This is a genomic window from Oceanisphaera ostreae (assembly GCF_042676125.1).
GTDB lineage: Bacteria > Pseudomonadota > Gammaproteobacteria > Enterobacterales > Aeromonadaceae > Oceanimonas > Oceanimonas ostreae.
This window is the reverse complement of the sequence record NZ_JBHTJS010000001.1, coordinates 60,125-80,490: the sequence shown is the minus strand read 5'-3', so window position 1 is coordinate 80,490 and position 20,366 is coordinate 60,125. Positions and strand designations below refer to the sequence as shown.

The following is a 20,366-nucleotide window of genomic DNA, read 5'->3' as shown; positions in this document are numbered from 1 at the left end:
ACGCCCTCTGCCCTCCCATTAGCGCGGAGTTGTCTAGGCTATGCCGGGCGAGTCGACTAAATCATGCGCCCCTCTTTTATTATTAATGCAATAAAAAGATGTGATTAAGTAACAGGCCGAAAACGGGAAGAAACAGTCGAACTCGGTGTTTTCTTCCCGCCTCTGGCTTTGTGCTTACCGCTCTGTTTTCCCTCTCATCTTGGCAGGCATTCCGCTACACTACGGCCTTAGCGAGCAACAAATTCTTAAGCAGCGGCGGAGTAGTGAATGGATAGTAAAGCGTGGGCATTGTGTTTTCTTGATGAAGGCGTGGCTTTGTCGGTGATCAGCCGCAAAGAAACTCGTTGCCAGTGGCTCGAAGACGAAGGGCATGCTCACGAGCATTTGCTGAATGATTACGTGCATTATGTCGCCGAGCTAGGCGAATTAGATCCAGAGCAAACGGCGATAGCCAAAGAGCGCTTTGTCTTGTTAATGGAGCAATATCCCGAGCCCGAAGCGTTAACTGAATATATCAACGACCTCACAGTCGGCCTCACTCGTATTCTGTGGTTTGGCCCGGTGTCGGCGCTTGCCGAAGACTATGGTGACTTCCCGCTGGCGCTGCGTGCTTTTTATTGGCAAGAATATGGCGAAGGCGATGAAGACCCCGTTACCCCGATAGTCGAAGACGACTGGATTTATATGGTTGAGTGTATGGATGAGTTTTTACTGCAGGATGATTATTGAAGTAAACCGGCCACAACTGCTAACCTGTATCTATATACAGTTATATTAAGCGTGCTACATGATCCTCTATATTGCCGAAAAGCCCAGTGTAGGCAGGGCGGTTGCTGATGTATTACCTAAACCACACCAAAAAGGCGATGGTTTTATTACTGCCGCCAATGGCGATGTGGTGACTTGGTGCATTGGTCATTTATTAGAGCAGGCCGAGCCTGAAGCTTACAATCCAGATTATAAAAAATGGCGTAAAGAGCACCTACCCATAGTGCCTGATGAATGGAAGCACACCGTTAAACCCGCCACTAAAAAGCAGTTTAGCGTGGTAAAAAAATTGGTTAAACAAGCCGATGTGCTCGTTAATATGGGTGATCCAGACCGCGTTGGGCAAATCCTAGTCGATGAAGTCATTAACTACTGCAAAGTATCTAAAGCCAAGCGGGCCGCTGCACAGCGCTGTTTAATCAATGATATGAACCCAGATGCGATTAAGCGCGCATTAAACTGTCTGCGGCCTAACAGCGATTTTATACCGCTCGCCACCTCGGCCCTAGCGAGGGCTCGTGCCGACTGGCTTTATGGCATTAATATGACTCGGTTGTGTACCTTGCAAGGTCAGGCTTCGGGCTATAAGGGTGTATTGTCGGTTGGTCGAGTGCAAACGCCGATCTTAGGGTTAGTGGTGCACCGCGATGTTGAAATCGAAAACTTTGTCACTAAACCGTTCTATGAAGTTTTTATTGAGCTTAAAACAGCTAATAACGAAACGTACACTGCAAAGTGGCATCCAAGTGCCGCCTGCGAACCTTACATGGATGAGGACGGGCGCGTTTTATTAAAAAAGCTCGCTGAAACCGTACTGAAAAAAGTAGTAGGCCAAACAGGCAAGGTAGTTGCTGTAAATGAAAGTATTAAAAAGCAAGCGGCACCTTTGCCCTACAACTTATCATCACTACAAATAGACGCTTCTAAGCGATTTAATTTAAACGCGCAAAAGACGTTAGATATTTGTCAGCAACTCTATGAAAAACATAAATTAATCACTTATCCACGTTCAGACTGCCGCTATCTACCTAAAGGGCACTACAACGACAAGTTGCCTGTCACACAGGCGATCAGTAAAACCAGCACTGCGCTGGCTGATGCGGTTAATCATGCGGATTTATCTCTTAAATCTAAAGCATGGAATGATACAAAAGTAGGAGCCCACCATGCCATTATTCCTACTAGCCGAGGACTAGATGGCAGTCGTTTATCTGCTGATGAGTTGAAGGTATATGAGCTAGTGGCCAGGCAATATTTGATGCAGTTTTATCCTCCTTTCCAGTATCAAGAAAAACAGATTGATACTGAGGTTGGCGGCGGTGCTTTTGTAAGCAGGCAAAAAGAAGTGGTTAGTAAAGGTTGGAAAGCATTATTTCCTGAAAGAGCGTCAGAGAAAAATTCAGTAGCTGAAGACCAAGCGTTTTCTGCTATAAAGCTACCCAACGTAGTAAAAGGTGAGAGTGTACTTTGTAGTGATGGCCGGCTGGATGAAAAGCAGACTAGCCCACCTAAGCACTTTACTGATGCCACCTTACTTGCTGCCATGACCGGCATAGCAAGATATGTCTCAGATCCTGAGATTAAGAAGGTGCTTAGAGACACAGATGGTCTGGGCACTGAAGCCACGCGAGCTGGTATTATTGAGTTACTTTTCAAACGTGACTTTCTGATAAAAAAAGGTAAAGAGATACATGCTACCGAGGTCGGACGGCGGTTGATCTTGTCACTGCCAGAAGTGATGGCGCTACCCGATATGACCGCGCATTGGGAGTCGCAGCTAGAGGCGATTTCTGAAAAAAATATGAGCTATAGCCAGTTTATGCAGCCGATGCTAGCCGGTCTAAACATGCTAATTAACCAAGTGAACAGCATTCACTTCACTGGTCTAAAAGGCCATGGTAAAGCCCCTCGGCGCAGAAAAAAAAGGATCTCATCACGGTAAGCAGGAAGGCAGCCGCCGACACTATCTCCCGCTAGTACTTAAACACATAATTATGCCTGTTATGTGCTGCTCGGCTGAGGGCCGGGTTCTTCTCCTCACACTTAGTAACTTAAGGTACACTGTTCGGGCATTTATTTAGGAACCCTCATCATGCAGTTTACCTCGGCATCTCTCGCCCCTTATAACACCTTTGGCCTTACGCAAACCGCCGAACAGCTGGTGCTGTTGACCGAACGTGAACAACTCCCACATTTATGGCAAGCCGCGCAGGGTATGCCATTACTGGTTATGGGCGAAGGCTCTAATGTGCTGTTTACCGCACCATTTACCGGGCTAGTGCTAGTCAATCGGCTGAAAGGTATTACAGTGACCGAGGCCGAAGACGCGTGGGTGCTAAAAGTGGAGGGTGGAGAGAACTGGCATCAACTGGTTTGCTGGAGCCTAGCACAAGGCATGCCTGGGCTGGAAAATCTGGCTTTGATCCCCGGTACGGTAGGGGCGTCCCCCATACAAAATATTGGTGCTTACGGTGTTGAGCTCGCGCAATTTTGCCAGCAGGTGGAAAGTTTCGATTGGCACAGTGGTGAAACGCATGTTTGGTCGGCGGCCGACTGCGCCTTTGGTTATCGCGACAGTGTCTTTAAGCGGGGCGCACGCCATCATCTGATATTAAGTGTCACCCTGCGCTTGCCCAAAGTGTGGCAGCCAGTGTTGGGCTATGGCCCCTTAGCTGAACTGGGCGAACAGGCCACAGCACTGCAAGTATGCGACCGAGTGTGTGCTACCCGCCAGGCTAAATTACCGGATCCTGCGGTGTTGGGTAATGCGGGTAGCTTCTTTAAAAATCCCACTGTGGTGACGGCGCAAGCTGAGGCGCTGAAATTGGCGTGGCCGACGTTGCCGGTGTTTGCGACTACGCCGGGCCGCAGCAAACTGGCGGCTGGTTGGCTGATTGACAAGGCGGGCCTCAAAGGTGCGCGGGTGGGCGGTGCTGGCGTGCACACAGAACAGGCATTGGTGTTAGTTAATCATGGCGGCGCCACGAGCGACGATGTGCTGCGTTTGGCAGCGCTAGTTCGCGAGCGAGTAGAGCAGCTGTTTGGCGTGCGCTTAGAGCCCGAAGTGCGGATGATGAACGGTGAAGGCGAAACCCATTTGGATGAGGCGTTGGCATGTCTGAGCTAAGCCCACAAACGCCGCTCTCTCCATTACGTCAAACGCTGCTCATGTTGCTGGCCGATGGTCAGTTTCATTCCGGTGAGCAGTTGGGTGAGCAATTGGCTGTGAGTCGAGCGGCGGTCAGCAAGCATATTCAGGCGCTAAAAAACCTCGGGCTAGAAGTGTATAGCGTTAGTGGTAAGGGATATAAACTGGCGGTACCGCTGCAGTTGCTGGATCAGCATCGGCTAAGTCGAGAGCTCGCTCCTAACCGAGTCGAGCTGGTACCGGTGATAGGCTCGACTAATGAGTACTGGTTGGCTTCGCTGGCCAAGCTCAATAACGGTGATATTTGTGTCGCTGAATGCCAAACGGCGGGGCGCGGACGGCGTGGCCGGCCGTGGATTTCTCCCTTTGGCGGCCAGTTGATCATGAGTATGTATTGGCGATTAGAGCAGGGCATGGCGGCGGCGATGGGTTTAAGCCTAGTGGTGGGCATTGCCGCCGTTGAGGCGCTAGAAGCCCAAGGCTTTACCGGTGTGGAATTAAAATGGCCCAACGATTTATACCTTAATGGCCGCAAGCTAGCGGGTATTTTGGTCGAAATGACCAGCACCGCCGGTGGTCCTTGCCAGCTGGTCATTGGTATGGGGTTGAATCTGTTATTGCCTCAAAGTGAGCAAGTACGTATCGACCAACCTTGGGCCGATCTCACCGAGTTAGGGGCTGTTAACGATCGCAATGGGCTGGTTGTGGCACTTAGTCAACAATTGCAGCGCAGTCTTGAACTCTTCGAGCAAGAAGGAATAGCGGCTTTTAGTGAGCAATGGAACCGACTCGATTACTTTAATGGTAAACCGGTGCGCGTATTGATGGGCGAACAGGAAATACATGGCATCGCCCGTGGCATCGACTCCCAAGGGGCGCTGTTACTCGAACTAGAAAACGGCAAAATAAAGCGCTTCTTAGGCGGAGAAGTCTCGCTGCGCGGCGATCAATCATCGCCAAGCACCGAGCGTCCGGCGCCCAGCTCAAGATAAGACCAAAACCCTGACTCCTGTCAGGTTTTTGCTGTTGGGGTTATCTTGCGCTGATCGCTGTGTCTTCCGCTATTTTTTAAGCCACACCTGCTCTATGCCGTGGGCCATGCCTTTGGTGAGTACTAGCTCTGCTCGGTCTTTGGTGGGCAGGATGTTTTGCTTTAGATTCTTGTAGTTAATTTCTTGCCAGATGCGGCTGGCGGTGGCTACCGCTTCTTCTTCGCTCAGCTGTGCATAGCTATGGAAGTAGGAGTCGGGATCGGTAAAGGCACCGGAGCGTAATTTAAGAAATCGCTCTACATACCAGGTTTTGAGCAGACGTTCGTCGGCATCGACAAAAATAGAGAAATCCACGAAATCCGAGACAAATACTCGATGAGGCTCGTGAGGGTAATCCATACCGCTTTGCAGTACGTTCAAGCCTTCGATAATGACGATATCTGGTTGCTCCACCACTTGCTCTTCGTCTGGTATCACATCGTAGCTCAGATGAGAATACAGGGGGGCGGTGACCCTAGACTTGCCGGATTTTATATCGGAAACAAACTGTACTAGCCGACGAATATCATAGGATTGAGGAAAGCCCTTACGACGCATCAAGCCCCGCTCTTCTAGCACCGCATTAGGGTAGAGGAAGCCGTCGGTGGTCACCAGTGCTACTTTAGGATGTTGCGGCCAACGGGCCAGCAAGGCCTCCAAAATACGGGCCGTGGTGCTTTTTCCTACCGCGACCGAACCGGCAATGCTGATGATATAGGGTACATGGCGAGCCTCTTTACGTAGAAACTGATCTAGCACCTTACTGCGTCGTTGCTTAGCTTTAATATAAAGGTTGAGTAAGCGAGACAGGGGCAGATAGATATCTCGGACCTCGGCCAGTGATACCTTATCGTTGATACCGCGCAGGCAAGTAAGCTCTGCTTCGCTGAGCGGCTGGTGAACCGTGTCGCGCAATTCTGACCAAGCTTCACGAGAAAAGGCCAGATAGGGGGAGTCGTTGTCTATCGTCATGGTGGTGTCCTATGGGTCGCTTGGCGACGATACACCAAGGTTTAAAAATGAACAAGGCGCGTATTGTGAACAAAAAAAGATTGGCATCTACCATCGTCGGATATTTCTGTTGTCGAAAAAGTAGTAAAAATAGCCTTTTTTGATTATTTATTGTGCACTTGAACCAACTAAAGTAAAAACTTAGGGAAAAGGTATTGCTAGGGTCGTGCCCTTAGCCTAGAATTCGCCTCGTTCTAGTGCCGGCATAGCTCAGTTGGTAGAGCAACTGACTTGTAATCAGTAGGTCCCGAGTTCGACTCTTGGTGCCGGCACCATAACAACGTGGAGGAGTTCCCGAGTGGCTAAAGGGATCAGACTGTAAATCTGACGGCTCAGCCTTCGCTGGTTCGAATCCAGCCTCCTCCACCATCATTTCAAGTAGCGTTGACTTAACGGTACTTAGTTTAGTACTTTAGCTAAGCGCTATAGTATTAAACACAGCGTTTAGCGGGCATCGTATAATGGCTATTACCTCAGCCTTCCAAGCTGATGATGCGGGTTCGATTCCCGCTGCCCGCTCCAATTATTGATGGTTGATTGTGATAATTGTTGATAGTGCTGATATAGCTCAGTTGGTAGAGCGCACCCTTGGTAAGGGTGAGGTCCCCAGTTCGAATCCGGGTATCAGCACCACTTCTTAATTACTTCTCTTGTACTAGCCTCCAAACTACTCATCTTAATATAAACTGAATCTTTCGGTTTAAATCTCTGATCTTATCATTTCATGCCTTATGCCTTATGCCTTATGCCTTATGCCTTATGCCTTATGCCTTATGTTCGTTGGGCTAGTGTTTGTCTTTGACGTATGACATACAGCGTACGGCGTAAAGCGTGGTGTGTGTCTATACTTTTCACATGTGCTCTTGTGGTATTGCTACCACTTACTCGGTGTGAGGGAAAGGCATGTCTAAAGAAAAGTTTGAGCGTAATAAGCCCCACGTTAATGTGGGCACCATCGGCCATGTTGATCATGGTAAAACCACGCTGACGGCGGCTATTACTACTGTGCTAGCTAAAAAAATGGGTGGCAGCGCGCGCGGATATGCACAAATTGATAACGCCCCCGAAGAAAAGGCCCGTGGCATTACCATTGCCGCTTCTCATGTTGAGTATGACACCGAGGCGCGTCACTACGCCCATGTGGACTGCCCAGGTCACGCCGATTACGTAAAAAACATGATCACCGGTGCCGCGCAAATGGATGGTGCCATTTTGGTGGTGGCAGCCACCGACGGGCCGATGCCGCAAACGCGCGAACATATACTATTAGCCCGTCAGGTTGGCGTGCCCTATATAGTGGTCTTCATGAATAAATGCGACTTAGTAGACGATGAAGAGCTGCTTGAACTAGTGGAAATGGAAATTCGTGAGCTGCTGTCTGAATATGACTTTCCCGGTGATGACACGCCGGTGATCCAAGGCTCTGCGCTTAAAGGGTTGGCAGGTGACCCAGAATGGGAACCCAAAATTTTAGAGTTGGCTGATGCACTCGACTCTTATATACCTGAGCCGAAACGGGCCATTGACGGTGCCTTTTTATTGCCCATTGAAGATGTATTCTCAATTCAGGGCCGAGGTACAGTGGTGACGGGGCGGATAGAGCGCGGCATCGTTAAAGTGGGCGAAGAAATTGAGATTGTCGGCATCAAAGACACGGTTAAAAGCACTTGCACTGGGGTAGAAATGTTTCGCAAGTTGTTAGAAGAGGGGCGAGCCGGTGAAAACGTGGGAGTCTTGCTGCGTGGCACCAAGCGGGAAGACGTAGAGCGCGGCCAAGTGTTGGCTAAGCCAGGTTCTATTCATCCCCATACCGGTTTTGAGTCTGAAGTGTATATTTTGTCGAAAGAAGAGGGTGGGCGCCACACGCCTTTCTTTCGGGGGTATCGACCACAATTTTACTTTCGTACCACGGACGTTACCGGCGTAGTTGAGCTGGCCGAGGGAATAGAGATGGTGATGCCAGGCGACAACATCCACATGGTGGTTAATTTAATTGCGCCCATTGCCATGGAAGAGGGACTGCGCTTTGCGATTCGTGAAGGGGGGCGCACCGTAGGTGCCGGTGTAGTTGCTAAAATCATCGAGTAATTGCGCTTACAATCATGCTAAAAAGCCCCTATAATACAAACTTTCTTGTGTATAGGGGCGTAGTTCCAATTGGTAGAACGGCGGTCTCCAAAACCGACGGTTGGGGGTTCGAGTCCCTCCGCCCCTGCCATTTACCTCGCCAGCAGCGGGGTTTTCGCGTCTGTGATAGACTCAAGTTTTTTTAAACGGGTAGCCTTATGAGTGCAAATATTGAGAGCCAGAGCGGGTCTAAAGATACCCTGCTGTGGGGGGTAGTGTTCCTTATTTTGATAGCGTCTGTGGTCGCTAACTCTTTTTATAGTGAGCTACCGGTGGCTATTCGTGCTGCTGCCGTAGTGGTGGCACTGGGTGTGGCGGCGTTGTTGGCCTATCAAACTAGCAAGGGAAAGAGCAGTCTCGCCTTTGCTAAAGAATCTCGTCTGGAAATGCGTAAAGTTGTGTGGCCTAACCGCCAAGAAGCAATTCAGACTACGTTGATTGTATTGGCCGTAACCGCTTTGGTTGGCTTGTTTCTGTTTTTGCTGGATGGCTTGCTGGTATGGCTGGTCAATCTGGTTACCGGAGTATAAGGATTCACCATGTCAGAACCAGAACAAAGAATGCGTTGGTATGTGGTCCAGGCTTTTTCCGGATATGAAGGTCGCGTGTCCAAAACCTTGGTTGAATATATCAAGATGCAGGGCATGGAAGACCAGTTTGGCGAAGTACTAGTACCTACCGAAGAAGTGGTTGAAATGCGCGCGGGTCAAAAGCGTAAAAGCGAGCGCAAGTTCTTCCCAGGCTACGTGCTGGTGCAAATGCTGATGAACGATGCCAGCTGGCACTTGGTTCGTAGTATTCCTCGCGTGATGGGCTTTATCGGTGGTACGCCTGAGCGTCCGGCCCCTATTTCCGATAAAGAGGCGGATGCCATTCTTAATCGCCTACAAGATGCGATTGATAAGCCAAAACCAAAAACACTGTTCGAGCCGGGCGAAGAAGTGCGCGTGTCCGAGGGTCCGTTTGCGGACTTTAACGGTGTGGTTGAGTCTGTGGACTATGAGAAGAGCCGAGTGAAAGTCTCTGTGCTTATCTTTGGTCGTTCTACTCCGGTAGAGCTGGAGTTTGGTCAGGTAGAAAAATCCTGATTAAAGTTTGCTCATAAAACTTGCGAGGGGCGGCAAATAACTCTATAATTTGCCGCCCTTTTAATTCAGGGGAGCCGATCTAGAGTTCGACTATGCGTCTAACTCTGCGGCGTTATCACCCAATAACGAGGTAATCTCAATGGCTAAGAAAGTCCAAGCCTACATCAAGCTGCAAGTTGCAGCCGGTGCAGCAAATCCAAGTCCTCCGGTTGGTCCAGCTCTGGGTCAGCACGGCGTTAATATTATGGAATTCTGTAAGGCGTTTAACGCTCGTACAGAAAGCCTAGAGAAAGGCTCGCCAATTCCGGTAATCATTACCGTCTACAGCGACCGTTCTTTCACCTTTGAGACCAAGACTCCGCCTGCGGCCTTCTTGTTGCTTAAAGCGGCTGGCGTTAAGTCAGGCTCAGGCAAGCCTAACTCTGAGAAAGTGGGTACTGTTAACCGCGCTCAGTTAGAAGAGATTGCTGAAATTAAGCAAAAAGACATGACCGGTGCCGATGTTGATGCCCGCGTTCGTTCAATCGCAGGTACTGCTCGGTCTATGGGCCTGGCAGTGGAGGGTTAATACGATGGCTAAACTAACTAAGCGCATGCAGGTTATCCGTGACCGCGTAGACTCAACTAAAGACTACGAAATCAACGAAGCCGTTGCCCTGCTACAAGAGCTGGCTACTGCTAAATTCGTAGAAAGTATCGACGTTGCCGTAAACTTGGGCATCGATGCACGTAAATCTGATCAGAACGTACGTGGCGCAACTGTGCTGCCAAACGGTACTGGTCGTGACGTGCGCGTTGCTGTGTTCACTCAGGGTGCCAATGCCGAAGCCGCTAAAGAAGCCGGTGCCGAGCTAGTTGGTATGGAAGACCTGGCTGAGCTGGTCAAGAAAGGCGAAATGAACTTTGACGTAGTTATTGCTTCTCCAGATGCAATGCGCGTTGTAGGTCAGTTGGGCCAAATCTTGGGCCCACGCGGTCTGATGCCTAACCCTAAAGTCGGTACTGTTACGCCTAACGTTGCTGAAGCAGTTAAAAATGCTAAAGCCGGTCAGGTACGCTATCGCAACGACAAAAACGGCATCATTCATACCACTATTGGTAAGAAAGACTTTGATGCTGCAAGCTTAAAAGGCAACTTGGAAGCACTGTTGGTGGCACTGAAGCGTGCTAAGCCTTCATCTTCTAAAGGTATCTTTATCAAGAAAGTAACGCTGTCTACCACTATGGGTGCCGGTGTTGCGATTGATCAAGCTAGCCTAGAAATTTAATAGGCGTTTACAAGGCGCGAAAACTCGCGTAGCATTTTGCGCCTTGTATTTGGTTGGGGGCTTCGACTCCCGTCCAAGACCGCTGGAGACGTTATCGTCTTAATGTGCCAGCGTAGATGGTGCCGGGGCTCAGTTAGAAAGCATTCCTTTCTTCTGGGATCTGCCACCTTGGTGTCTCTGATATAAATTAGAGGCGTATGTATAATCTGGGTTTTATCCCAGGTGGATCCAGGAGTTTAGCCAATGGCATTAAGACTCGAAGACAAAAAGGCAATTGTTGCTGAAGTCAACGAAGTTGCCAAGGGCGCCCTGTCTGCGGTAGTTGCCGATGCACGTGGCGTTACCGTAGCTGCTATGACCACACTGCGTAAGCAAGCTCGTGAAAACGGTGTCTACCTTAAGGTAGTCCGTAACACATTAGCTCGCATCGCCGTGAAAGAGACCAGCTATGAATGCCTCAATGAGGTATTTGTTGGTCCTACCCTGATTGCGTTTTCTAACGAACATCCGGGCGCTGCTGCTCGTTTGTTTAAAGATTTTGCCAAAGAGCAAAGCGCATTCGAGGTCAAAGGTCTGGCATACGAGGGTGCATTTATCCCCGCAGCTGATATTGACCGTCTCGCAAAACTGCCGACTTACGACGAAGCAATTGCACAGTTAATGGCTACTATGAAAGAAGCCTCTGCTGGCAAGCTGGTACGTACTATCGCAGCCTTGCGCGATCAAAAGCAAGAAGCAGAAGCAGCATAAGCTGTGGCTTGCCGCTTAATAACCAAACACTTCAGAACATTAGGAATTTGAGTCATGTCTCTTACTAAAGACCAAATCATTGAAGCCGTTGCAGAAATGTCTGTAATGCAAGTTGTTGAACTGATCGAAGCAATGGAAGAAAAGTTCGGTGTTTCTGCCGCTGCTGCTGTTGCCTCTGCTGGCGAAGCTGCTGTAGTTGAAGAGCAGACTGAATTCGACGTTATGTTGACTGCAGTTGGCCCGAACAAAGTATCTGTAATCAAAGCTGTACGTGCTGCTACCGGTCTTGGCCTGAAAGAAGCCAAAGGTTTGGTTGAAGCCGCTCCTTGCGCCGTTAAAGAAGCATTGAGCAAAGGCGAAGCCGACGCTCTTAAGACTGAACTCGAAGGAGCTGGTGCTTCTGTTGAGCTCAAATAAGCTAAACTTTAGCTTAGCGGCCTGAGTAATCAGGCTAGGGCTGGTGAATCTTATTCACCGGCCCTTTTGCGCTGTGAGATGAGAGGATTTTTCACATCGTTTGTGCCTCTCGGTAATACCAGCCATCGGATGTTGTCGAGACGTCCGTATCGAAAAAACGATGTTATTTAGAGCTGTCCCGTTTGGACAGATGGGTCACTTATCAGCGAGCTGAGGAACCCTATGGTTTACTCTTACACAGAGAAAAAGCGCATTCGTAAGGACTTCGGTAAACGTGCCCAGGTCTTGGACACGCCTTACCTGCTATCAATCCAGCTTGATTCCTTCAAACAGTTTATTGAAGCAGATCCGCAGGGCGAACATGGATTGGAAGCGGCTTTTCGTAGCGTCTTCCCCATCGCCAGCTATTCTGGCAATGCTGAATTGCAATATGTTAGTTTCCGGCTGGGTGAGCCGGTCTTTGACGTTCAGGAATGTCAAATCCGTGGTGTTACTTATTCGGCGCCATTGCGCGTTAAGTTACGCATGGTCCTGTACGACAGAGAAGCGGCACCCGGTACTGTAAAAGACATTAAAGAGCAAGAAGTCTACATGGGCGAAATCCCGCTCATGACTGTAAACGGTACTTTCGTTATCAACGGTACCGAGCGAGTAATTGTCTCCCAGCTGCATCGCAGCCCGGGTGTGTTTTTCGATCACGACCGTGGCAAAACCCACTCTTCGGGTAAGGTTTTGTATAACGCACGCGTGATCCCTTACCGTGGTTCCTGGCTCGATTTTGAGTTTGATGCGAAAGACAACTTGTTTGTTCGTATCGACCGTCGTCGCAAGCTACCCGCGTCTATTATGTTACGTGCGCTTGAATACACCACAGAAGAAATTCTGGAAATGTTCTTCGATACGACTAAGTTCGAAGTAACAGACGGCAAACTAATGATGGAGCTCAAACCTGAGCGCTTGCGTGGTGATACTGCCTCGTTTGACATCTTAGTTGATGGTGCCGTACTGGTAGAAACAGGACGCCGCATTACTGCCCGCCATATCCGTCAATTGGAAAAGGCTGGCATCAATAAAATTGAAGTACCGGTGGAATATGCCGTCGGTAAAGTGGTTGCTAAAGACTATGTTAACGCCGATACCGGCGAGCTGGTCATTGGCGCCAACAGCGAGCTGAGCCTAGAAATTTTGGCTAACTTGTCTGTGGCCGGCATTAAGCAGTTTGAGACCCTGTTCACTAACGAACTGGATCACGGCGCTTACATGTCTGACACCTTGCGTATTGACTCGTCTACTAACCGCTTAGAAGCGCTGGTAGAAGTGTATCGCATGATGCGTCCAGGCGAGCCACCAACCCGCGAAGCCGCTGACACCTTATTCGAGAACTTATTCTTCTCGGAAGACCGTTACGATCTCTCGACTGTGGGCCGGATGAAATTCAACCGTCGCCTATTCCGTGATGAGATTGATGGTCCTGGTACCCTGACTAAGTCAGATATCGTTGACGTGATGAAGCGCTTAATCGACATCCGTAACGGTAATGACGAAGTGGACGATATCGACCACTTAGGTAACCGTCGTATTCGCTCTGTAGGCGAAATGGCAGAAAACCAGTTCCGTGTAGGTTTGGTTCGCGTTGAGCGTGCGGTACGTGAGCGTCTGTCATTAGGCGACCTAGATACCCTGATGCCACAGGATTTGATCAACGCCAAGCCAATTTCGGCGGCGGTGAAAGAGTTCTTTGGTTCAAGCCAGCTGTCCCAGTTTATGGACCAAAACAACCCGCTTTCAGAAGTCACGCACAAGCGTCGTATTTCTGCATTAGGCCCAGGTGGTTTGACCCGTGAACGTGCTGGCTTTGAAGTTCGAGATGTACACACCACCCACTACGGTCGTTTGTGTCCTATCGAAACGCCAGAAGGCCCGAATATCGGCCTGATCAACTCCTTGGCTTGCTACTCGCGCACTAACGAATACGGTTTCCTTGAGACCCCGTATCGTAAAGTGATCGACTGCCAGATCACCGATGAAGTGGATTATTTGTCTGCCATCGAGGAAGGTCACTTCGTGATCGCTCAGGCTAACGCCGCCTCCGATGAAAACGACCGTCTGATCGATGAACTAGTACCGTCGCGTCATAAAGGTGAAGCCACCTATATGAACGCCGATCAGGTGCAGTACATGGACGTGAGTCCACAGCAGGTAGTTTCTGTTGCGGCCTCTCTGATCCCGTTCCTTGAGCACGATGATGCTAACCGAGCCTTGATGGGTTCGAACATGCAACGTCAAGCTGTGCCAACCCTACGTGCCGATAAGCCGTTAGTAGGTACTGGTATTGAGCGTGCTGTTGCGGTTGACTCCGGTGTAACCGTGGTTGCCAAGCGTGGCGGTATCGTCGATTACGCCGATTCCTCACGTATCGTGGTAAAGGTTAATGAAGAAGAGATGACGCCTGGCGAAGCCGGTATCGACATCTATAACCTGACCAAGTACACCCGTTCTAACCAGAACACCTGTATCAACCAGCGTCCTTGTGTGATGCCGGGTGAGCGGGTACTGGGCGGTGACGTATTGGCCGATGGTCCTTCAACTGACTTGGGCGAATTGGCTCTGGGTCAGAACCTGCGCGTGGCCTTTATGCCATGGAACGGTTACAACTTTGAAGACTCCATCTTGTTGAATGAGCGTTTGGTAGAGCACGATCGCCTGACCACCATTCACATTCAGGAACTAACTTGTATCTCTCGTGATACTAAGTTGGGTCCTGAAGAAATCACCGCTGACATCCCTAACGTGGGTGAATCGGCGCTGAGCAAGCTCGATGAGTCCGGTATCGTGTACGTGGGTGCAGAAATGCGTCCCGGCGATATCTTAGTTGGTAAAGTAACCCCTAAGGGTGAAAGCCAGCTGACGCCAGAAGAGAAGCTACTGCGAGCCATCTTCGGCGAAAAAGCGTCAGACGTGAAAGACTCGTCGCTGCGCGTACCTAATTCAGTGTTTGGTACTGTCATCGACGTACAAGTCTTTACCCGTGATGGCGTAGAAAAAGATAAGCGTGCCCAAGACATTGAGCACATGCAGCTTAAGCAGGCCAAGAAAGACTTGACCGAAGAGTTCAGCATCCTCGAAGACGGCGTTTACGCCCGTGCTCGTAACGTGCTAGTAGCGTCCGGTATGTCTGCTGAGCAAGTGTCTAAGATTGCCCGTAACCAGTTGCTGGAACAGGCGATTGACGACGAAGCTAAGCAAATCGAGCTTGAGCAATTAGCCGAGCAACAGGCCGAGCTGAAAGCAGACTTCGATAAGAAGTTTGAGAATAAGCGTCGTAAGATCACCCAAGGTGATGACTTAGCTCCTGGCGTGCTGAAAATCGTTAAGGTGTATTTGGCTGTTAAACGTCAAATTCAGCCTGGTGATAAGATGGCAGGTCGTCACGGTAACAAAGGTGTAATCTCTACTATAGTACCTGTAGAAGACATGCCGCACGATGAGCATGGCGTACCGGTAGATATGGTATTGAACCCACTGGGTGTACCGTCGCGGATGAACATCGGTCAGATCCTCGAAACGCACCTCGGCCTCGCGGCCAAGGGGCTTGGCGAGAAAATCGATCGCATGATCAAAGAGCAGCAAGAGCTGGCTCGTCTGCGAGAGTTCATCCAAGAAGTTTACGACTCGGGTGATGGTATTCGTCAGAAAGTAGACTTGTCTACCTTCAGCGATACCGAAGTACGCACTTTGGCCAATAACTTGCGCCATGGTGTGCCAATGGCGACGCCTGCGTTTGATGGTGCTGATGAGCACGAAATCAAGCGTCTGCTGAAGCTTGCGGATCTGCCAGAGTCTGGTCAGGTTACGCTGTTCGACGGTCGTACGGGTAACAGCTTTGAGCGTCCGGTAACCGTGGGCTATATGTATATGCTGAAGTTGAACCACTTAGTGGACGACAAGATGCACGCCCGTTCTACTGGTTCTTACAGTCTGGTAACGCAACAGCCGCTGGGTGGTAAAGCTCAGTTTGGTGGTCAGCGTTTCGGTGAGATGGAAGTGTGGGCACTAGAAGCATACGGTGCCGCCTATACCTTGCAAGAAATGTTGACGGTCAAGTCGGATGACGTTAACGGTCGTACCAAGATGTATAAAAACATCGTCGATGGTGATCACCGTATGGAGCCGGGCATGCCCGAGTCTTTCAACGTACTGTTGAAAGAAATTCGCTCTCTCGGTATCAACATCGAGCTGGACGAAAGCTAAGGCGACAGACTGCCCGAGAAATAACGGCGCCCCTTTTCCTTTGGAAGGCGGGCGCCTAGGTAGAACTCCTCACAGGAGACTAACGTGAAAGACTTACTTAAGTTTTTGAAAGCGCAGAATAAGACAGAAGAGTTTGACGGGATTAAAATTGGTCTGGCATCCCCAGACATGATCCGCTCTTGGTCTTTTGGCGAAGTCAAAAAGCCTGAGACCATTAACTACCGTACCTTCAAGCCGGAGCGTGACGGTCTTTTCTGCGCCCGGATTTTTGGTCCGGTCAAGGACTATGAGTGTCTGTGTGGTAAGTACAAACGCCTTAAGCACCGTGGTGTAATCTGCGAAAAGTGCGGCGTTGAAGTTACCCAGACCAAAGTGCGCCGTGAGCGCATGGGCCATATTGAACTGGCCAGTCCGGTTGCCCACATCTGGTTTTTGAAGTCTCTGCCAAGCCGTATCGGTTTGTTGCTGGACATGACGCTGCGTGACATCGAGCGCGTGCTGTACTTCGAATCCTTCGTGGTTATCGAGGCGGGCATGACTAGCCTAGAGCGTGGTCAAATGCTGTCTGAAGAACAGTATCTGGATGCGCTAGAAGAGTGGGGCGATGAGTTTGACGCCAAGATGGGTGCCGAAGCGGTACTGTCTTTGCTGCGCGCCATCGATCTCGAAAGCGAAATTGAAGTAATGCGTGAAGAGCTGGGTCAAACCAACTCTGAAACCAAGCGCAAGAAAATTACCAAGCGCTTCAAGCTAATGGAAGCCTTCTTTGGCTCAGGCAATAAGCCCGAGTGGATGGTATTAACGGTATTACCTGTGTTACCACCGGATTTACGTCCATTGGTACCGCTGGATGGCGGTCGTTTTGCGACCTCTGACTTGAACGATTTGTATCGTCGAGTGATCAACCGTAACAACCGTTTGAAGCGTCTGTTGGACTTAGCTGCGCCCGATATTATCGTGCGTAACGAAAAGCGTATGCTACAGGAATCTGTGGATGCGTTGCTTGATAACGGCCGACGCGGTCGTGCTATCACCGGTTCTAACAAACGCCCACTGAAATCCTTGGCTGACATGATCAAGGGTAAGCAGGGTCGTTTCCGTCAGAACTTGCTCGGTAAGCGTGTTGACTACTCCGGTCGTTCGGTAATCGTAGTTGGCCCGACTTTGCGTTTGCACCAGTGTGGTCTGCCAAAGAAAATGGCGCTGGAGCTGTTCAAGCCGTTCATCTATGGCAAGTTAGAAGCTCGTGGTTTAGCCACGACTATCAAAGCTGCCAAGAAAATGGTTGAGCGCGAAGAAGCCGTAGTTTGGGATATCCTAGACGACGTGATCCGCGAACACCCAGTGTTACTAAACCGTGCACCTACTTTGCACCGTTTGGGTATTCAGGCATTTGAGCCGGTGTTGATCGAAGGTAAAGCGATTCAGTTGCACCCATTAGTGTGTGCGGCCTATAACGCCGACTTCGACGGTGACCAAATGGCGGTCCACTTACCGCTGACCATTGAGGCACAGCTTGAAGCGCGTGCGCTGATGATGTCGACCAACAACATACTATCGCCTGCTAACGGCGAGCCGATTATCGTGCCGTCTCAGGACGTAGTATTGGGTCTGTATTACATGACTCGCGACAAGGTCAACGCCAAAGGCGAAGGCATGTTGCTGACCAGCGCCAAAGAAGCGGAAAAAGTTTACCGTGCCGGTCACGCTGAACTGCATGCGAAAGTAAAAATTCGTATCACCGACTTTGAGCGTATGGAAGATGGTAGTGAAGTGAAAACCACGGCTATCCGTGATACCACTATCGGTCGTGCCATTCTGAGCTTGATTGTGCCTAAAGGCTTGCCTTTTAGCATGATCGATCAGGCGATGGGCAAGAAGCAGATTTCTAAGCTGCTGAACGGCTGTTACCGTCGTTTGGGCCTGAAAGATTCGGTAATCTTTGCTGACCAACTGATGTATACCGGTTTCCAGTACGCCACTCTGTCTGGCGTGTCGGTTGGTATTAACGACTTGGTTATCCCAGATGCCAAGAAAGACATCATTGCCGATGCCGAAGCAGAAGTTTCTGAAATTCAGGAGCAGTTCCAGTCTGGTTTGGTTACCGCCGGTGAGCGTTACAACAAAGTTATCGATATTTGGGCCAGCGCCAACGAACGCGTGTCTAAAGCGATGATGGAAAACCTGTCTAAAGACAAGGTAATCGACCGTGACGGCAATGAAGTTCTACAAGATTCGTTCAACAGCATCTTTATGATGGCCGACTCTGGTGCTCGTGGTAGTGCCGCTCAGATCCGTCAGTTGGCGGGTATGCGTGGCTTGATGGCGAAACCAGATGGTTCCATCATCGAAACGCCAATCATCGCGAACTTCCGTGAAGGCTTGAACGTACTTCAGTACTTTAACTCCACCCACGGTGCACGTAAGGGTCTGGCGGATACGGCACTTAAAACTGCAAACTCCGGTTATCTGACTCGTCGTTTAGTAGACGTTGCTCAAGATTTGGTGATCACCTCTGATGACTGTGGCACCTTCGATGGTCTGTGGATCAGCTCCTTGATTGAAGGCGGTGACGTAGTTGAGCCGTTGCGTGAGCGCGTATTGGGCCGAGTAGTGGCCGAAGACGTGATCCGCCCCGGTACCGACGCTGAAATCTTGGTAGCCCGTAACACTCTACTCGATGAGAAGTGGTGTGACGAGTTAGAAGAGAGCTCGGTTGACCGTATTAAGGTACGTTCCGTTATCTCTTGTGATAACGACCATGGTGTATGTGCACATTGTTACGGTCGTGACTTAGCCCGTGGTCACTTGGTAAACCAAGGCGAAGCAGTCGGCGTTATTGCTGCTCAGTCTATCGGTGAGCCGGGTACCCAGCTAACCATGCGTACCTTCCACATCGGTGGTGCGGCATCACGAGCGGCAGCAGAAAACAGCATTCAGGTGAAAAACGCCGGTCTGTTAAAACTGCAAAACGCCAAGTTTGTTACTAATGCCGATGGCAAGACCGTTATCGTGTCGCGTTCGTCTGAGCTGACCATTCTTGATGAAATGGGTCAAACTCGCGAAAACCACAAACTGCCTTACGGTGCTTTGTTGGACAAAGCGGATGGTGAGCAGGTTCAAGTTGGCCAGATAGTGGCAACGTGGGACCCGCACACGCACCCGATCGTGACCGAAGTAGCGGGCCACATTAAGTTCATCGATATGATTGATGGTGTAACCATTAGTCGTCAAACCGATGAGCTGACCGGTCTGTCTAGCATCGTGATCATGGACGTGAATGAGCGTCCTGCATCCGGTAAAGACTTACGTCCTACCGTTAAGTTGATTGACGACCACGGTAGCGATGTGATCATTCCGGGTACCGACTTGTCTGCCCTGTACTTCTTGCCTGGCCGTGCGATTGTGAGCCTAGAAGATGGTGCAGTGGTAAACGTGGGTGATGCAGTAGCACGTATTCCGCAGGAATCCAGTGGTACTAAAGACATCACCGGTGGTCTACCACGCGTTGCTGACTTGTTTGAAGCGCGTCTGCCGAAAGAGCCGGCCATATTGGCGGAAATTTCGGGCACCATTTCCTTCGGTAAAGAAACCAAAGGCAAGCGCCGCTTGGTGATTACGCCGTTAGATGGTGGCGATGCCTTTGAAGAGATGATCCACAAATGGCGTCACCTCAACGTGTTTGAAGGTGAGAAGGTTGAAAAAGGCGAAGTCTTGGCCGATGGTCCAGAATCCGCACACGACATCCTGCGTTTACGTGGCATTAGCCCCGTAGCCAACTATATCGTGAACGAAGTGCAAGAGGTTTACCGCTTGCAGGGCGTTAAGATCAACGACAAGCATATTGAGACAATTGTTCGTCAGATGCTGCGTCGCGCCGAAATTATGAACTCAGGTGATTCTGACTTCATTACTGGTGAGCAAGCAGAAGTAGTACGTATTCGTCAGGCCAACCGTGCGTTGGAAGCGGCCGGCAAGCAGACCGTTGCTTACCGTCATGTACTGATGGGTATTACTAAAGCTTCTTTGAGCACCGAATCTTTCATCTCGGCGGCGTCCTTCCAGGAAACCACTCGAGTACTGACCGAAGCAGCTGTTTCCGGCAAGGTAGACAACTTGCGCGGTCTGAAAGAAAACGTGATTGTAGGTCGTCTGGTACCAGCAGGTACTGGCTTTGCCTACCATCAGGCGCGCAACGCCAAGCGTAACCCAGATCAGCAAGTAGCTGTATCGGCAGACGAAGTCGAGCAGAACCTAGCTAACCTGTTGAACGCTACAAAATAAGTAACAAGTAACGTATCTCGACTCGCTGATTAACAAAGGCTCCCGCAAGGGGGCCTTTTTTTTGCCTGCTATTCAATGCCTTACGCTATACGCTTTACGCCGAGCGTTAAAAACAAACACCGTCTTTCGTCGGTCTTGTTTTTGTAGGCGAACGCTTGCTCTCGCATTTCGCCGCAGGCGGAACAATTTAAATGCAGCTGTCAGAAAAAGCCAAACAAGGGGC

Annotated in this window: 14 protein-coding genes and 5 tRNA genes; 18 read left to right on the top strand and 1 reads right to left on the bottom strand. The window is 50.1% G+C overall.

Features of this window, described 5'->3' with window-relative positions:
• The first annotated feature begins 267 nt into the window (after positions 1-267).
• From ACFQ1C_RS00355 to birA, 4 genes are all read left to right on the top strand, one after another.
• Positions 268-729, top strand: a complete 462-nt coding sequence (locus ACFQ1C_RS00355; protein WP_379556541.1) for a hypothetical protein — start codon at positions 268-270, stop codon at positions 727-729.
• Between the two features lie 58 nt (positions 730-787).
• A complete protein-coding gene (locus tag ACFQ1C_RS00350; RefSeq protein WP_379556540.1) occupies positions 788-2,710 on the top strand; it encodes a DNA topoisomerase III in 1,923 nt (640 codons plus the stop codon).
• A gap of 150 nt (positions 2,711-2,860) precedes the next feature.
• The gene (gene murB, locus ACFQ1C_RS00345) at positions 2,861-3,895 is read left to right on the top strand and encodes a UDP-N-acetylmuramate dehydrogenase (protein ID WP_379556539.1); all 1,035 of its coding nucleotides are present in this window, start codon (positions 2,861-2,863) and stop codon (positions 3,893-3,895) included.
• The gene (birA, locus tag ACFQ1C_RS00340) at positions 3,883-4,908 is read left to right on the top strand and encodes a bifunctional biotin--[acetyl-CoA-carboxylase] ligase/biotin operon repressor BirA (protein WP_379556538.1); all 1,026 of its coding nucleotides are present in this window, start codon (positions 3,883-3,885) and stop codon (positions 4,906-4,908) included. The genes murB and birA overlap by 13 nt, the downstream gene beginning before the upstream one ends.
• Before the next feature lie 69 nt (positions 4,909-4,977).
• Here birA and coaA read toward each other — a convergent pair whose 3' ends face one another.
• Positions 4,978-5,919, bottom strand: a complete 942-nt coding sequence (gene coaA, locus ACFQ1C_RS00335) for a type I pantothenate kinase (RefSeq protein WP_379556537.1) — start codon at positions 5,917-5,919, stop codon at positions 4,978-4,980.
• Positions 5,920-6,157: 238 nt separating this feature from the next.
• On the opposite strand from coaA, the gene ACFQ1C_RS00330 reads away from it, so the two are divergent.
• From ACFQ1C_RS00330 to rpoC, 14 genes are all read left to right on the top strand, one after another.
• Positions 6,158-6,233, top strand: a tRNA-Thr gene (locus ACFQ1C_RS00330).
• Positions 6,234-6,242: 9 nt separating this feature from the next.
• Positions 6,243-6,327, top strand: a tRNA-Tyr gene (locus ACFQ1C_RS00325).
• Between the two features lie 78 nt (positions 6,328-6,405).
• A tRNA-Gly gene (locus tag ACFQ1C_RS00320) sits at positions 6,406-6,480 on the top strand.
• Positions 6,481-6,515: 35 nt separating this feature from the next.
• Positions 6,516-6,591, top strand: a tRNA-Thr gene (locus ACFQ1C_RS00315).
• A 270-nt stretch (positions 6,592-6,861) separates the two neighbouring features.
• Positions 6,862-8,046 carry an elongation factor Tu gene (gene tuf / locus ACFQ1C_RS00310; RefSeq protein WP_379556536.1) on the top strand — a complete coding sequence of 395 codons (1,185 nt, stop codon included), beginning with the start codon at positions 6,862-6,864 and terminating at the stop codon, positions 8,044-8,046.
• 53 nt (positions 8,047-8,099) lie between these two features.
• Positions 8,100-8,176: transfer RNA gene (locus ACFQ1C_RS00305), tRNA-Trp, on the top strand.
• A 67-nt stretch (positions 8,177-8,243) separates the two neighbouring features.
• Positions 8,244-8,615 (top strand): preprotein translocase subunit SecE, encoded by a 372-nt coding sequence (secE, locus tag ACFQ1C_RS00300; protein WP_379556535.1) that lies wholly within the window; start codon positions 8,244-8,246, stop codon positions 8,613-8,615.
• Between the two features lie 9 nt (positions 8,616-8,624).
• A complete protein-coding gene (nusG, locus tag ACFQ1C_RS00295; protein ID WP_449290054.1) occupies positions 8,625-9,173 on the top strand; it encodes a transcription termination/antitermination protein NusG in 549 nt (182 codons plus the stop codon).
• 139 nt (positions 9,174-9,312) lie between these two features.
• Positions 9,313-9,741: a 50S ribosomal protein L11 gene (gene rplK, locus ACFQ1C_RS00290; protein ID WP_379556534.1), complete on the top strand. Its 429-nt coding sequence runs from the start codon at positions 9,313-9,315 to the stop codon at positions 9,739-9,741.
• Positions 9,742-9,745: 4 nt separating this feature from the next.
• On the top strand, positions 9,746-10,441 hold the full coding sequence (rplA, locus tag ACFQ1C_RS00285; RefSeq protein WP_379556533.1) for a 50S ribosomal protein L1: 696 nt from the start codon (positions 9,746-9,748) through the stop codon (positions 10,439-10,441).
• Between the two features lie 243 nt (positions 10,442-10,684).
• Entirely contained in the window at positions 10,685-11,191 is a 507-nt protein-coding gene (gene rplJ, locus ACFQ1C_RS00280) for a 50S ribosomal protein L10 (protein WP_379556532.1), read from the top strand.
• Positions 11,192-11,245: 54 nt separating this feature from the next.
• Entirely contained in the window at positions 11,246-11,608 is a 363-nt protein-coding gene (gene rplL, locus ACFQ1C_RS00275) for a 50S ribosomal protein L7/L12 (RefSeq protein ID WP_379556531.1), read from the top strand.
• Positions 11,609-11,830: 222 nt separating this feature from the next.
• Positions 11,831-15,859, top strand: a complete 4,029-nt coding sequence (rpoB, locus tag ACFQ1C_RS00270) for a DNA-directed RNA polymerase subunit beta (RefSeq protein ID WP_379556530.1) — start codon at positions 11,831-11,833, stop codon at positions 15,857-15,859.
• An 84-nt stretch (positions 15,860-15,943) separates the two neighbouring features.
• Complete coding sequence (gene rpoC, locus ACFQ1C_RS00265; protein WP_379556529.1) at positions 15,944-20,143, top strand: DNA-directed RNA polymerase subunit beta'; 4,200 nt, start codon at positions 15,944-15,946, stop codon at positions 20,141-20,143.
• The last annotated feature ends 223 nt before the right edge of the window (positions 20,144-20,366 follow it).

Excerpts from the sequence above, each read along its gene's own strand:
- ACFQ1C_RS00355 (WP_379556541.1), top strand. The coding sequence starts at position 268 with ATGGATAGTAAAGCGTGGGCATTGTGTTTTCTTGATGAAGGCGTGGCT.
- ACFQ1C_RS00350 (WP_379556540.1), top strand. The coding sequence starts at position 788 with ATGATCCTCTATATTGCCGAAAAGCCCAGTGTAGGCAGGGCGGTTGCT.
- murB (WP_379556539.1), top strand. The coding sequence starts at position 2,861 with ATGCAGTTTACCTCGGCATCTCTCGCCCCTTATAACACCTTTGGCCTT.
- birA (WP_379556538.1), top strand. The coding sequence starts at position 3,883 with ATGTCTGAGCTAAGCCCACAAACGCCGCTCTCTCCATTACGTCAAACG.
- coaA (WP_379556537.1), bottom strand. The coding sequence starts at position 5,919 with ATGACGATAGACAACGACTCCCCCTATCTGGCCTTTTCTCGTGAAGCT.
- tuf (WP_379556536.1), top strand. The coding sequence starts at position 6,862 with ATGTCTAAAGAAAAGTTTGAGCGTAATAAGCCCCACGTTAATGTGGGC.
- secE (WP_379556535.1), top strand. The coding sequence starts at position 8,244 with ATGAGTGCAAATATTGAGAGCCAGAGCGGGTCTAAAGATACCCTGCTG.
- nusG (WP_449290054.1), top strand. The coding sequence starts at position 8,625 with ATGTCAGAACCAGAACAAAGAATGCGTTGGTATGTGGTCCAGGCTTTT.
- rplK (WP_379556534.1), top strand. The coding sequence starts at position 9,313 with ATGGCTAAGAAAGTCCAAGCCTACATCAAGCTGCAAGTTGCAGCCGGT.
- rplA (WP_379556533.1), top strand. The coding sequence starts at position 9,746 with ATGGCTAAACTAACTAAGCGCATGCAGGTTATCCGTGACCGCGTAGAC.
- rplJ (WP_379556532.1), top strand. The coding sequence starts at position 10,685 with ATGGCATTAAGACTCGAAGACAAAAAGGCAATTGTTGCTGAAGTCAAC.
- rplL (WP_379556531.1), top strand. The coding sequence starts at position 11,246 with ATGTCTCTTACTAAAGACCAAATCATTGAAGCCGTTGCAGAAATGTCT.
- rpoB (WP_379556530.1), top strand. The coding sequence starts at position 11,831 with ATGGTTTACTCTTACACAGAGAAAAAGCGCATTCGTAAGGACTTCGGT.